Origin of the sequence: Ochrobactrum sp. S1502_03 (genome assembly GCF_044435015.1) — a bacterium.
GTDB classification, from domain to species: Bacteria; Pseudomonadota; Alphaproteobacteria; order Rhizobiales; family Rhizobiaceae; genus Brucella; species Brucella chromiisoli.
The window spans coordinates 1-13373 of the sequence record NZ_JAYEXN010000036.1 but is presented as its reverse complement, the minus strand read 5'-3'; the positions used below and the strand labels follow the sequence as shown (position 1 = coordinate 13373).

The window sequence follows — 13373 nt, the reverse complement described above, 5'->3', positions numbered from 1 at the left end:
GGCGGAGGAGCGGCGGGTTTACCATCTACGGCTTCGCCTAACCTGCCTTGGGGGTGCGGACGAAAACTTGGACTATCAGGGAGGTAGTTCATGTATTCCTACGAAGACCGGATGCGCGCTGTTGCGCTTTATATCAAGCTGGGCAAGCGTTCGAAGGCGACTATTCGCCAATTGGGTTATCCAAGCAAGAATGCTTTGAAGGGTTGGTGTCGAGAATACGAGTGTCGGCTCAATCTGCGTTTAGGGTTTACGCCCCGAGCGCCTAAGTTCACACAGGCTCAAAAGGAAGCGGCTGTTGAGCATTACCGCACGCATGGTCGTTGTGCTTCTGCAACGATGCGTGCTTTGGGCTATCCCGGTCGTGCAATGTTGACCGCTTGGGTTCGGGAGGCGTTCCCTGAAGCTCAAAAATCTACAGTTGGTAGGTCTCAGCAATAACGTCGACGGAAAGTTTTGCAGTGCGCCAGCGCGCTATTCTGCGGCGTTCATCCAAATCAATATGCGAATAGGTGCGGTCCATGACAGGTTCCTTGCATTGGATAACTCATTGTTATCATTTGCAAGTCGCACTTCAAACTAGAACCCACCCCCGTTATACATATGGCTCGCATAATCTGTATTATGGAACTAGTTACGTGTCCGCCAGTTCAAGAGACCAAGATTGCCCTAAAGTCGTTGACGTTCGTGCCGGTTGGGCCGGGTGAAAAAAGATCGCCAAGGGCATTGAACGCAGTCCAGCTATCATGTCCGTGAAGGTTGGCACGCGCATTGATCCCATGCTGCACCATTCGCTCAACTGAAGTCGTATCCGCATACGCTCCTGCGTTCTGTTCGCTTCCATCGATACCGTCGGTATCCGCCGCCAACGCAGTGATGCTTCCAACACCCTGAATGCCGAGTGCAAAGGACAGCAGAAACTCACAATTTCGACCACCTTTCCCAGAAGGAACCTTGTCGAAGCTAACTGTTGTCTCCCCGCCGGATAATAGGAGGACCGGTTTGGCAAAAGGCCGATCGCGCAAGGCGGTCTCGCGCGCAATGGCGGCGTGCACTTGTCCGACATCGCGCGCCTCGCCCTCGATGCTATCCGACAGGATCACGGTTTGAATGCCGGCACGGACTGCAACCGCAGCGGCAGCCTCCAATGACTTGGCAGCCGAAGCGATCACCGTTGTCTGGCACCGTTTCCTAGTATTTCGGGAGACCGGCGGAATGAATGCTTGCTGGCTAGAAAGGTAAGTCATCACGTCATACGGAAGGTCGATGCGCCACGCCTTGATGAATTCGAGCGCCTGCTTTGGATCAACATTGCTGGCAACCGTCGGCCCGGAAGAGACATCGGCGGGGTCGTCACCAGGGACATCCGAGACGACCAGAGTAACTACCCGTGCCGGATAGGCCGCCTCAGCCAGCCGCCCTCCCTTAATTCTGGAGGTTGCCTTACGGATGGTATTCATGACCGATATGGGCGCACCGCTGTAAAGCAGCGCTTTGTTGAGGGCAATTTCGTCCTCAAGCGTCAATCCTGTCGGCGGAGCCGGTAGCAGCGCCGAACCACCGCCAGAGACCAGCGCCACGACGAGATCGTCCTCAGTCAGTCCGGTGACCAATTCGAAAAACACCTTCGATGCCTCGAGCCCGGCTTCGTCGGGAATTGGGTGACCCGCTTCCCGAATCTCGATCCTGGGGCACGAGACCGCATAGCCATAACGAGTGACCACCATGCCCGACAGCGGTGCATCCCAGGCATCGTCGAAGGCGCGGGCAAGCTGGGCTGCCCCCTTGCCTGCCCCAACCACGATCGTTCGCCCTTTTGGCTTTGGGGGCAGGTATCGTAAGATCACATGGCGGGGATCGGCCGCCTCGACAGCGGCATGGAAAAGAGATGCCAGAAATGGCCTTGGCTCGCTGAGCGGCATGACGCTTTTTCCTTTCAGCCCTTGACTGCGCCCGCCGTCAAACCTGCGACGAAATGCTTCTGCATGGCGAAGAAGAGCATGACAGGCGGCAGGGCTGCGAAGAGAGCCGCCGCCGAGATCAGGTTCCAGGCCGTCAGCCACTCCCCCTTCAGACCAGCGATACCCAGTGTCAGCGGCTTGGCTTCGTCGCTCTGAACCAGCACGAGCGCCCAGAAATAGTCGTTCCAGACGAAGGTGAAAATCAGCACGGCCAGACCGGCAAGCGCGGGCCGCAGCAACGGCAGGACGATCTTGCGGATGATCTGGAATTCGGTCGCCCCTTCGACGCGGGCCGCCTCGAACAGCTCGTTCGGCAGGGTGATGATGAAGTTGCGCAGGAACAAGGTGGCAAAGCCGGTCTGAAATGCCGTGTGGAACAGAATGAGGCCCCAGACGGTGTTGTACAGGCCGATATCCAGCACCATGTTGCGCACGGGGATCATGAGGATCTGGTAGGGTATGAAATTGCCCGCAATGAAGAGCGCGAACAGCACCGTCGCTCCCGGGAGTTTATACTTCGCGATCGCGATCGCCGACATGGTGCTCAGGCAAAGCACGAGGATGACGGTGATGCCTGTCACCGTGATGCTGTTCAGAAAGAACGTCCACATCGGCGAGACGCTGAACACCTCGCGATAATTGGCCATGAAGCTGAAGGTCTCGGGCAGGCCCCAGTAATTGCCTGCGAGAAGATCGTTCTGCGACCGGACGGCAGTCATCATGATCGCAAACAGCGGCGCCATCCACACGAGCATCGCCAGATAGATGGCTAAGCGATAGGAGATACGGACCCGAAGCGGCTTGTCGGTAATGGGTGCGGGATACATCAGGATACCTTCGCTTCTTGGCGTAGCGTGTGCCACAGGAATACGGCGATCCACACCGTCATGATCAGGAAGAGGACGGTAGCGATCGCCGCACCGTATCCCGCCCGATAACTGAAGATCGTCGCCTCGAACATCTGATAGGCCAGAACCGTGGAGCTGCCATACGGCCCGCCCTGCGTCATGACGGAGATGAGGTCGAAGTTTCTCAACGAACCGATGACGGTGATGATGGTCGCTACGAAGCCCACGGAGCGGAGCTGCGGAAGAACCACATAGCGCAAGAGTTTCCAGCCTGAGGCACCGTCGATCCGTCCAGCCGCGATCAGCTCGGAATCGAGCTGCGACAAGCCGGCCAGAAACAGGACGAGGCAGAACGCGACCTGCGCCCACATTGCCGCGATAACGATACCGAAGGTGACCAAATATTCGTTCGAAAGGATAGCGATCGGCTCAAGTCCTACGGCGCGGATCGCAATCGCGATAATGCCGAAGGTCGGATCGTAGAACCAGGTAAAGACGACACCGATGATGACCGGTGCCAGCACCAGGGGCAGAAAGAAAACCGCCTTGATGAAACGCAGTTCGGCAAGCGGCTGGTTGAGGAAGATAGCCAGCGACAGGCCGATCACCGGCGCTAGCAGGAACATTCCGATCCAGATGATGTTGTTCTTCAGCGAAGTGTAGAACTGCGGGTCATTGATGAGTTCCTGATAGTTCTGCAGGCCGATAAAGGTCGCTGGCCCGGTGCCATCCCAGTCGTAGAAGCTGGTGAGAATGCTCTGGGCGATCGGGTAAACGATCATCACCGAAAAGAGCACCAGCGGAAACGCGAGAAGAATAAGCGGCGTCAGCCAGCTCTGGTTCCTGTTCCAATATTGCAGCATGAGTCGCCTCTGTGTTGATGGGCGGGGACAAAGGCGCCCCCGCCTCAACAAGCCTCTGATGTTCGTGCCGCGGCGGCGATCGCCGCGGCCGCCGAACTATTTGAAAACGCGTTTACGGGTCCCCTCAAGTCGATCCAGGATAGCCTCAGCCCGGTCCGGGCGCGCCAGGAATTCCTGGAAACCCTTCATGCCTTCCTGCGCCATGTCAGGATTGGTATCGCGATCGTAGAACTGAGATGAACCGGCCGAGGAGCGGACGAGTTCGAGCTGTACGGAGGCGAAATCCTTCGGATCGAGTTCGGCATCGACGCGAGCGGGAACCACCTGACCGCCCTTGGCGAAGGCGTTGAGCTGAGCAGGCTCCGCAAGGAAGGCAAGAAACTTCTTGGCGAGCTCCTTGTTCTTCGCGCCCTTGGGAATTCCGACACCATTGATCGATACCTGCTCGTAGTCGGGCACGGAAGCATCGACCTTCGGGAAGGGGAAGAAGCCCATGTTGCCGCGCGCCTCTTCCGGCAGCGAGGTCAGAACGTAAGGACCGAGAAGATACATCCCGGCCTTGCCCTGATTGAGGAAAGGTATTGCTTCCTGCCAGCCATAGGACGACGCATTCTCCAGGAAGTAACCCTTGTCGATCGGATCCTTCCAGATCTCGAAGACATGCTTGATCCTGTCATCCGTATAGGCGGCCTTGCCGTTCATCAGCTCCATGTAGAATTCGAGACCTGCCGTCCTCTTGGTGAGGAAGTCGAACCATAACGCATTGGCCCACAGGTCGCGCGTGCCGATCGCGAACGGCACCACACCGCTCTCCTTGAGCTTGGCTGAGGCCTGCATAAGCTCGTCCCAAGTCTTGGGCGGCTGGAGCGATGCCTTCTCGAAGACGGCCTTGTTATAGAAGAACCCCCAAATATTGAAGTTCGTTGGCATCATGTACTGCTTGCCGCCGTCGCTCACGGCATCGATGAAGGGGGCCATGGGCTCCTTCAGTTTGTTCTCCTCGAAAAACGGGGTCAGATCCTCGAAAAGATCGCGCTGCGTGAACGCCCGCATGCGTGCGCCGGTAAACCAGAAGGCAACATCCGGCGGGCTCGCCACGAGGAAATTGCGGATCGAGGTCTTGTAGGATTCGACATCGCTGTAGTTGATATTGACCGTGACGCCGGGATTAGCGGCCTCGAAATCGGCGGCGATCTTGTTCATCGCAGCCTTCTGGCCCGCGCCGCTGCGATCGGTATTGATGACCAGCGTTTCTGCCGACGCTGCCGTAAACGGCAGGACGGTCATCGTCGCGAGCATCATTCCACCCAAGATCGCCTGGGCGACCGTCCTGCGGCCAATTCCCCTTTTCTTCTGCATTTTCATCGAACTCCTCCTTTGTCGATGCATGTATTCTCATTTCACCCTTGGGCAGGCGCTAGCTGAGCCGACGCCCATCGCTCTTGCTGAACAGGTGAACCGTCACAGGATCGGGCTTGATTCTGATTTTGTCGCCACTGCCAATCGTAAGGCGCTCACGAAACAGGCAGTTGAATTGCATAGAGCCGTGACGCACGACTGCCTCGGTCTCCGCACCCGTTGGCTCGACCACGACGACCTCCACCTCCGCCCCGTCCTCAGACAGCTGCATGTGTTCCGGTCTCATGCCGTAAACCGCATCTTGCGGCTCGACCGCACCCCAGCTCGAGCCGCGCGGCAGGACAAGCCCGCTCTCCGTCCGGAAGACGTCGCCTTCCAGGCGACCGGGCAAGAAATTCATGCTGGGAGAGCCAATGAAGCCGGCTACAAACTGATTGGCAGGTCGATCGTAAACATCAAGCGGCGCACCGATCTGCTCAATGAAGCCGTCACGCATGACGACGATCTTGTCCGCCATGGTCATCGCCTCGATCTGGTCGTGCGTAACGTAGATTGTTGTCGTAGCCAGACGCTGCTGCAATCCCTTGATCTCGGAGCGCATCTGGACACGCAGCTTTGCATCCAGATTGGAAAGGGGCTCGTCGAAAAGAAATACCTTCGGGTCACGCACGATCGCGCGGCCCATCGCGACGCGCTGACGCTGGCCGCCTGACAACTGCCGGGGGTACCGGTCCAGAAGATGCGTCAGACCCAGAACCTCTGCAGCATTGTTTACTGCAGCAGCGATCTCGTCTTTGCCCGCCTCCCTGATCATCAGCGGAAAGCCCATGTTCTCGGCAATGGTCATGTGGGGGTAAAGTGCGTACGACTGAAACACCATCGCGATATCGCGATCCTTGGGCGAATCATCGTTGACGACGCGACCGTCAATTGAAAGCTTTCCGGCCGTGATCGTCTCGAGACCCGCGATCATCCGCAGCAGGGTCGACTTCCCACATCCCGACGGCCCGACGAGGATGACGAATTCGCCGTCCTCGATGTCGACCGACACGCCCTTGAGGATATGAACGCCTCCAAACTTCTTATGAATCTCGGAAATGATTACAGAGGCCATATTGGCTCCTTTGAATGCGACGGCTTCTCCCGCTCCCACCGCAGCGAACATTAGCGGAGCCTCTCGTAATACTGCTACAAGGATAAAGTTTGACCGTCAATGGAAAATTACTTATCAGTAAGTAAGTTTTTGATTTTCGGAGAGAGCAAATGGAAATGGAATATCCGACCGAGGTCCGCCGACTTACGCCTGCTGAATATGGATATGACGAGCTGGAAACAGGCGACTTCTTTTTGACTTCCGGCGTAACGGTGACTGAAACCCATGTCGTCTCCTATGCAGGGCTCTCGGGCGACCTCTTCGACGTTCATATGGATGACGAGTTCGCCCGCGCCCAAGGTTTTCCGGGACGCATTGCGCATGGGTTGCTTGGTCTCTCCCTGGCGGACGGGCTGAAGACACGATCGCCTGTTCGCCTCCTCGGCATCGCAACGCTGGGATGGAACTGGTCGTTCCGTGCACCGATCCAAATCGGGGATCGCATCTGCGCGCGGATCGCTGTAAAGAGCAAAAGGACGACCCGCCGCCTCGACCGGGGCATCGTGACCTTTGCCATGCAGATCATCAATCAGGACGAAAAGATCGTCCAGAGTGGCGAAACCCAACTCATGATGATGCGGTCCGAAAGGGTCGAATAATGCTCAGCCCGTTCGGCAGAGCAGGAGAAACTGAAGCTCGGGAGGACTGCAATGGCGCGTAAACGGGAAGTAACCCCTTCGGATTCGGTTCGCAGCGGATCCATGCGCGACGCGATCAAGGTGGTCGCGACGGAGCTTCTTATCAGGCACGGCTATCACGGCACCAGCTTCCGCAACATTGCCGACCGCCTGGAAACCACCACAACCAATATTCATTACCACTTCGGCAACAAGGAGAAACTTGTCGAGGAGGTATTGCGTGATTACGTCAACTCCACAGTCGCCAGACATCAGGATATCTGGCAAAACCCGGAGACCACCCTGCATCAAAAGCTGATGCAAATCGCGGATTTCAACTACCAGCGCTACAAGGCATTCAACAAGGACAGAACTGGCAATCGCCCCTGGAGCTTGATCGGCAGACTTAGGCTGGACGGTGAAATCCTCGGGGCCGACGCCCGGGAACATCTGAGTTTTTTCACGGTCAGAGTGCATGATTCGATTACTGTGGCCGTGAAAAATGCACATCGACGGGGTGAATTGCGCCCCGATGCGCCGCTGGACGACATCGCCTTCCTTCTCGTCAACATCGTGAACTCCTCCTCGGTGTTTACCCAGGACGCAGGCAGCTTCGAACGTCTCGAGCAGTTTTTCCAGACGTTTTCCCGCGTCGTGCTATCGGCCTACGCACCCTAACTCAGTCACCTGAATGACGGCCTTGCGGTTGCCGCCGCAACAAAGCTCTTGCAAAACTCCATCGATATACTTATCGGTAAGTAAGTTTGATAAATGGAGCAAATTCTGATGCAAGTCCTCTCGGCCCTGGAAGCTGCTGCCCTGATTTGCGACGGCGATACGATCGTAATTGGAGGGTCCGGTTCGGGTCACGCTGTACCCGAAGCTTTGATCTCGGCGGTGGAAACCCGCTTCCTCGACAACGCCTCGCCCCGCGACTTGACGACCATACACCCGGTCGGCCTTGGAAACCGCGGCAATCTTGGCGCCTCGCGCTTCGGCCACGAGGGGCTGATCAAGCGCGTTGTTTGCGGCACCGTCGTCGATGCACCGCCTATCGCTGATCTCGCCAGCCGTGGAAAGGCAGAAGTCTATACACTACCACAGGGAGCTTTGTCGCAGCTTCTGCGCGAGATCGCTGCCGGTCGGCCGGGACTGGTTTCGCATGTCGGACTGCACACCTTCGTCGATCCGCGGCAGGAGGGCGGGAAGCAAAGCTCGGCATGCGTGGAGGACCTGGTAGAACTGGTCGAGGTGAAGGGCAAAGAGTGGCTGTTCTACAAGCCTTTCAGCATTGACGTGGCCTTCCTGCGCGGCACCACAGCCGACGAGGACGGCAACATCTCGATGGAAGACGAGCCGATCTTCGGCGAAATGCTGTCGATGGCCCAGGCAACTCGGCGCTGCGGCGGCCTCGTCATCGTGCAGGTCAAGCGCCTTGCGAAGCGCGGCACGCTACCCGGCAAGACGGTAAAGATCCCGGGAATGCTCGTGGACGTGGTCGTCGTCGATCCTGAACAGCGCCAGACCTACCAGACCGAATTCGACCCAGCCTATGCCGGGCACGTCAAGATTCCGTTCGGCTCCTTCCCCCGTCTGCCGCTGGACGAACGCAAGATCGTCGCTCGCCGCTGCGCGGCCGAACTGCGAAAAGGCGCTGTCTGCAACATAGGATCAGGCATATGCACGGGTATCGGCCTTGTGGCAGCCGAGGAAGGCCTGCTCGATCACGTCGTCCTGACGAATGAACAGGGACTGATCGGCGGAGCACCGGCGAGTGGCCTCGATGCCGGAGCGGCGCGCAACTTCTGGGCAATGATCGACCAGCCCTACCAGTTTGACTTCTATGATGGCGGAGGCCTGGACATCGCCTTCCTGTCCGCGGTCGAAATCGATCGCGATGGCAGCGTCAATATCAGTCGCTTTGCCGGTAGGGTCGTTGGCATCGGCGGCTTCATCAACATCAGCCAGAACGCGAAGAAGGTCGTCTTCGGCGGCACGTTTACAGCCGGCGGACTGCAGATCGAGGCCCGCGATGGCCGTCTCAATATCGTCAACGAAGGCAAACACCGCAAGTTCGTCAACAAGCTCGAGCAAGTGACCTACAATGGCGCCTTTGCCCGGGAGCGTGGACAGACGACGATCTTCGTGACCGAGCGTGCCGTTTTCCAGACCAATCCGAATGGCCTCGAACTGATCGAGATCGCGCCGGGCATCGATCTGGAGCGCGATGTCCTAGCCCATATGGCGTTTACTCCGATCATCTCTCCAAACCTGAAGGAAATGGATTCACGTCTGTTCGATGACCGCCCGATCGGTCTAGAGGATGATCTCCAGGGCGACTGGCCCATCCACCAGCGCTTGCGCGCCGCCATCTGAAGAGGAATGCACATGAGCCCTACCCTTCGCTTGAACCTTCCCGCCGCCGATGGTCGCATCGAGAGCTACGGCCTCACGGGAACTCCTCTTTCTGCGATCCGCCCGACGATCGCCTTCAACCGGGTCGCCTATGCGGCCGGCCACGTGGTCGTGAACCCACTGGCGGATTTTGACCCCTGGCTTGCCCCTGTCGTAGACTGGGATAAGACGCTGGCATTTCGCGAACATCTCTGGAGCCTCGGCCTGGGTATCGCCGAAGCGATGGACACTGCCCAGCGGGGCATGGGCTTCGGCTGGGACATGGCACACGAGCTCATCCGCCGCACAGCGGAAGCCGCCGGCAAGGATCGCCTCATGGCATCGGGCTGCGGTACGGACCAACTCGATCCGGCGAGCGTTCACACCCTCGTTGACGTGATCGCTGCCTACGAAGAGCAGATGGAGGCGATCGAAGCCTGTGGTAGCCGCGTGATCCTGATGGCATCCCGAGCCCTTGCCCGCGTTGCGAAGGGTCCTGACGACTATGTCTTCGTCTACGACCGTCTGTTGCGGCAGGCGCGCAACCCGGTGATCCTGCATTGGCTCGGCCCCATGTTCGATGCCGAACTGGCCGGCTATTGGGGTGCCCATGATTTCGACGGTGCCGTGGACGTCGTCGTCGGCATCATGGAGAACAATGCAGACCAGGTCGACGGCATCAAGATCTCGCTGCTCGATGCTGCAAAGGAGGTCGCACTTAGGGCACGGCTGCCGACGACCGCGAAAATGTTCACCGGCGACGATTTCAATTACGTCGACCTGATCGCTGGCGACGGCAAGCATGTATCTCACGCCCTTCTCGGCGCCTTCGACGCGATCGCGCCAGCTGCCTCGCTCGCCCTCTCGCGCTTGGCCGCTCAGGATGAAGCCGGCTACCGCGCCATCCTCGAGCCGACACTCTCGCTCTCTCGGCATATCTTCGCCGCGCCAACCCAGTTCTACAAAACCGGCGTGGTCTTCATGGCCTATCTCAACGGCCACCAGGACCATTTCACCATGGTCGGTGGCATGGAAAGTGCCCGTTCCACCTTGCATCTGGTGGAGATATTCCGCCTCGCGGACCAATCCGGACTACTGACTGACCCGGAATTGGCGACGAGACGGATGCAGGCCATTCTCGCCGTGCGCGGCATCGATCAATGAACGGCACCGCGCAAACGCCCGAGCTTGGTCTGCCACTGCCGCTCACCGGTGCAAGCCGTGTCTACGCGATCCTCGGTGACCCGATCGTTCAGGCCGGCTCTCCCGGCTTGTTCAACCAGGCCTTTCGCGCCAAAGGCGTGCAGGCGGCGCTGGTCCCATTTCATGTCGGCATCGAAAAGCTCGACATCATGGTGGAGGCCTTCCGTAGCATCGGCAATTTCGATGGCCTAGTCATCACCGTTCCGCACAAGATCGCGATTGCCGGCATGTTGGACGATCTCGGACCGATGGCCCGGCGTATCGGTGCAGTCAATGCAATCAAAAAGTTGCCTGACGGTCGCCTGATCGGTGACAATTTCGACGGGCTGGGCTTCATCCACGGCTTGGCAAAAAAGGGGCACAGCGTCACCGGCCGACATGTTCTTCTCATCGGTGCGGGCGGCGCGGGCTCAGCCATCGCCCATGCCGTGATCGATGAAGCACCAGCCTCTATCGGCGTCGTCGACATCGACAGAAAACGGGCCGATACATTGCTGGACGATCTCGGTTCGGTCGGCTCGCCAGTATCTGTCAGTAACGCAGAGTCAAATTCGCAAGGCTACGACGTCATCATCAACTGCACGTCGCTCGGAATGCGCGAGACCGATCCGCTTCCTGTTTCACCGGACATCCTGAAGCCTGGCGCACTCGTGGTCGATATCATCCTCAAGCCTCCGATATCGCGCCTCCTACAGGAGGCCGAGACGCGCGGATGCGCGGTCCATGCAGGGATCCACATGCTATCCGGCCAGGTCGAGGCCATCTGCCGTTTCTTTGAATTGCCGGAGGAAGACAATGACACGCGGGCTTGATCGCTTCTCCATGAATACCGCAACGCTCGGCTTTCAGACCCCGATTGCCCAGACCGTCGATATGATCGCGCGCGCGGGATTCGCAGGCCTCGCTCCCTGGCGCCGGGAACTGGAGGGGACAGACGCCAGGCAGGTCGGTCGGCTGATACGCGACTGCGGGCTTTCCGTCAGCGGATACTGCCGGAGCACCTACTTCCCAGCCAGCTCGCAGCGCGACTGGCAAGCGAATGTGGACGACAACAAAAGAGCCTTGAACGAGGCCGCTGAGTTACAGGCGGCTTGCTTCGTCCTGGTCGTTGGCGGCCTTCCTAACGGTAGCCGCAACCTTCCGGACGCGCGACAGCAGGTTAAGGACGGCATTTGCGCCCTGCTCGAAACCGCGACCGAACTCAACGTTCCGCTGGCGCTGGAGCCCCTGCATCCGATGTACGCAGCGGACCGTGCCTGTGTAAACACGGTGGAGCAGTCTCTCGACATCTGCAGGAAGCTGGCACCGGAAAACCCGCTGCTCGGCGTAGCAGTCGATGCTTACCATACCTGGTGGGATCCCAAGCTGCCCGAGATGATGGCGCTCGCTCAAGCCGAAGACCGGCTGCTCGCCTGCCACATTAACGACTGGCTCGTTCCCACGCGCGACATGCTCATGGATCGCGGAATGCCCGGCGACGGCATAATCGATCTCTCAGCCTTCTGTGCTTTGGCAGAAGCAAAGCAATATTCGGGGTTTTTCGAGCTGGAGATTCTTTCAAACGAATTGTGGAAACTCGATGCTCACGACATCATCACCCAGTCAGCAAGGACATGCCAGGCGATATGAACTCGCGACCCGCTTGCCTGCTTGGAGCACGCCCTTGGGAAGTGTCAGTGGTGCTGTCATGTCTGGATGGCGCCCGTTTGGCAATATGATTTTGGTGATGTTTTAGCTTTGCGGGTCGGGTGCAGTCATGTCTTCGGCCTGTTTATGCGGCACGATATGACCGCTGGCCCTGATGTTGTCCGCGAGAACCGATCCCTATCACATTGTCGCGCTGTTGATGCGCAAGACAACACCACGGGTTCTTCGGCTCGTGCGGTCCATTCCGCTTTGCTGTCACATCATACCATCGTCACTCCGCCAACTGTGGTGCCCCGAAAGGCAAAGCTTCTTCGCTTCTACATGCCTACACTGAAGTCAGCGCCCGGTGATCAGGCACAAAGTCCAGCTGGAATTGTATATTCCGCGCCATGATCGCCCAGGCAACGCGCGCAATCTTGTTTGCGAGAGCGACCGCAACGAGTTTGAAGGGTTTTTTCGCCAACAGGGTTTGCGCCCACTCCGCCAATAGGGACTGGGTCTTGCCATTCTTCATCCTGTAAAGCGCAGCATGTGCCCCAACGACAAGTGTCCGTCGTCGAATGATTTGAGACTATTTGTGCTTTTGAAGATTGGAGTTTCCGGCTCGGTTTGGGATTTGATTTAAGCGGCTTTGGTTTGGTGGTTCAAGCGGCGTTTTTTGATCGTGTCTCTTTTGATCCTTTCGCGTTGGAGCAGGATGGTCTGTCCGCGTCCGAAGTAGACGTCGGCGGGAGTGAGATTGTCGAGGCTCTCATGGTAACGGCGATGATTGTAATGCTCGACGAAGGCTGCAATCTGGGCTTCGAGGTCCTCCTTGAAGAAGTAGTTTTCAAGCAGGATGCGGTTCTTCAGCGTCTGGTGCCAGCGTTCGATTTTCCCTTGCTGTTAGTTTTCGTTTGAGTTTGATCCATTTTTCCATTCCGCCGTAATCCACTTACGCCTAATAAAACTGTTGTCGTTCAACTCACTACCACGGATGTGGGTGGTCTAACGCGAAATGGAAATACGGTTTAAATCCTGGTGAAACTCGACAGTAGATTGCAAGTCAGCGCGCAATTGCACAGTGAAATAGCACCGCCAACGGATATGCCCCGCTTACGCGATTTACGCGTTACGCGCTTAACTGGATTCAGTTTAGTAATTGATTTATAATAATAATTGTTACCATATTTAATCCAAATAGTTTCTAAGTAGCGTTACTCTGACGTTAACCATGTTTGTTAATAACATCCGATAAGTATCTCTTATCGAAGGTGATATGTACGAAGTACTTGTACGTGCTGTAAAACAATGGTATCAGTGGCGTACGGCCAATTTCGGAGGTCCCGATG

11 protein-coding genes and 3 pseudogenes are annotated in these 13373 nt (G+C 57.6%); 7 read left to right on the top strand and 7 right to left on the bottom strand.

The genetic code is table 11. The features are described from left to right. Positions 1–90: 90 nt before the first annotated feature. Positions 91–429 (top strand): annotated as a pseudogene (locus VBH83_RS16475) (IS3 family transposase); the annotation flags it as partial. Here the strand turns inward: VBH83_RS16475 and VBH83_RS16470 are convergent. The 6 genes and pseudogenes from VBH83_RS16470 to VBH83_RS16445 form a co-directional block, all read right to left on the bottom strand. After that, positions 428–520: pseudogene (locus tag VBH83_RS16470) on the bottom strand (integrase catalytic region); the annotation flags it as partial. The pseudogenes VBH83_RS16475 and VBH83_RS16470 overlap by 2 nt on opposite strands. Positions 521–647: 127 nt before the next feature. Then, complete coding sequence (locus VBH83_RS16465) at positions 648–1919, bottom strand: glycerate kinase (RefSeq protein ID WP_396998678.1); 1272 nt, start codon at positions 1917–1919, stop codon at positions 648–650. A gap of 14 nt (positions 1920–1933) precedes the next feature. Next, the gene (locus VBH83_RS16460; RefSeq protein ID WP_396998676.1) at positions 1934–2785 is read right to left on the bottom strand and encodes a carbohydrate ABC transporter permease; all 852 of its coding nucleotides are present in this window, start codon (positions 2783–2785) and stop codon (positions 1934–1936) included. Beyond that, on the bottom strand, positions 2785–3669 hold the full coding sequence (locus tag VBH83_RS16455; RefSeq protein ID WP_396998674.1) for a carbohydrate ABC transporter permease: 885 nt from the start codon (positions 3667–3669) through the stop codon (positions 2785–2787). The genes VBH83_RS16460 and VBH83_RS16455 overlap by 1 nt, the downstream gene beginning before the upstream one ends. A gap of 96 nt (positions 3670–3765) precedes the next feature. Further along, positions 3766–5034 (bottom strand): ABC transporter substrate-binding protein, encoded by a 1269-nt coding sequence (locus VBH83_RS16450; protein WP_396998672.1) that lies wholly within the window; start codon positions 5032–5034, stop codon positions 3766–3768. 52 nt (positions 5035–5086) lie between these two features. Beyond that, positions 5087–6142 (bottom strand): ABC transporter ATP-binding protein, encoded by a 1056-nt coding sequence (locus VBH83_RS16445; protein WP_396998670.1) that lies wholly within the window; start codon positions 6140–6142, stop codon positions 5087–5089. A gap of 149 nt (positions 6143–6291) precedes the next feature. Between VBH83_RS16445 and VBH83_RS16440 the strand changes: the two genes are divergently transcribed. From VBH83_RS16440 to VBH83_RS16415, 6 genes are all read left to right on the top strand, one after another. Then, the gene (locus tag VBH83_RS16440; protein WP_396998668.1) at positions 6292–6780 is read left to right on the top strand and encodes a MaoC family dehydratase; all 489 of its coding nucleotides are present in this window, start codon (positions 6292–6294) and stop codon (positions 6778–6780) included. A 51-nt stretch (positions 6781–6831) separates the two neighbouring features. Next, positions 6832–7476: a TetR/AcrR family transcriptional regulator gene (locus tag VBH83_RS16435; RefSeq protein WP_396998666.1), complete on the top strand. Its 645-nt coding sequence runs from the start codon at positions 6832–6834 to the stop codon at positions 7474–7476. Positions 7477–7569: 93 nt separating this feature from the next. Next, positions 7570–9174 carry an acyl CoA:acetate/3-ketoacid CoA transferase gene (locus tag VBH83_RS16430; protein ID WP_396998664.1) on the top strand — a complete coding sequence of 535 codons (1605 nt, stop codon included), beginning with the start codon at positions 7570–7572 and terminating at the stop codon, positions 9172–9174. A 12-nt stretch (positions 9175–9186) separates the two neighbouring features. Further along, entirely contained in the window at positions 9187–10356 is a 1170-nt protein-coding gene (locus VBH83_RS16425) for a dihydrodipicolinate synthase family protein (RefSeq protein WP_396998662.1), read from the top strand. After that, positions 10353–11207 (top strand): shikimate dehydrogenase family protein, encoded by an 855-nt coding sequence (locus VBH83_RS16420; protein ID WP_396998660.1) that lies wholly within the window; start codon positions 10353–10355, stop codon positions 11205–11207. The genes VBH83_RS16425 and VBH83_RS16420 overlap by 4 nt, the downstream gene beginning before the upstream one ends. Beyond that, positions 11191–12024 (top strand): sugar phosphate isomerase/epimerase family protein, encoded by an 834-nt coding sequence (locus tag VBH83_RS16415; protein WP_396998658.1) that lies wholly within the window; start codon positions 11191–11193, stop codon positions 12022–12024. Before VBH83_RS16420 ends, VBH83_RS16415 begins: the two co-directional genes overlap by 17 nt. 639 nt (positions 12025–12663) lie before the next feature. Here the strand turns inward: VBH83_RS16415 and VBH83_RS16410 are convergent. Further along, positions 12664–12924, bottom strand: a pseudogene (locus tag VBH83_RS16410) (integrase core domain-containing protein); the annotation flags it as partial. Between the last annotated feature and the right edge of the window lie 449 nt (positions 12925–13373).

Bases quoted from the DNA above. Each gene is read 5' to 3' on its own strand.
- VBH83_RS16425 (WP_396998662.1), top strand. From the start codon at position 9,187: ATGAGCCCTACCCTTCGCTTGAACCTTCCCGCCGCCGATGGTCGCATC.
- VBH83_RS16460 (WP_396998676.1), bottom strand. From the start codon at position 2,785: ATGTATCCCGCACCCATTACCGACAAGCCGCTTCGGGTCCGTATCTCC.
- VBH83_RS16445 (WP_396998670.1), bottom strand. From the start codon at position 6,142: ATGGCCTCTGTAATCATTTCCGAGATTCATAAGAAGTTTGGAGGCGTT.
- VBH83_RS16450 (WP_396998672.1), bottom strand. From the start codon at position 5,034: ATGAAAATGCAGAAGAAAAGGGGAATTGGCCGCAGGACGGTCGCCCAG.
- VBH83_RS16435 (WP_396998666.1), top strand. From the start codon at position 6,832: ATGGCGCGTAAACGGGAAGTAACCCCTTCGGATTCGGTTCGCAGCGGA.
- VBH83_RS16465 (WP_396998678.1), bottom strand. From the start codon at position 1,919: ATGCCGCTCAGCGAGCCAAGGCCATTTCTGGCATCTCTTTTCCATGCC.
- VBH83_RS16440 (WP_396998668.1), top strand. From the start codon at position 6,292: ATGGAAATGGAATATCCGACCGAGGTCCGCCGACTTACGCCTGCTGAA.
- VBH83_RS16455 (WP_396998674.1), bottom strand. From the start codon at position 3,669: ATGCTGCAATATTGGAACAGGAACCAGAGCTGGCTGACGCCGCTTATT.
- VBH83_RS16430 (WP_396998664.1), top strand. From the start codon at position 7,570: ATGGAGCAAATTCTGATGCAAGTCCTCTCGGCCCTGGAAGCTGCTGCC.
- VBH83_RS16420 (WP_396998660.1), top strand. From the start codon at position 10,353: ATGAACGGCACCGCGCAAACGCCCGAGCTTGGTCTGCCACTGCCGCTC.
- VBH83_RS16415 (WP_396998658.1), top strand. From the start codon at position 11,191: ATGACACGCGGGCTTGATCGCTTCTCCATGAATACCGCAACGCTCGGC.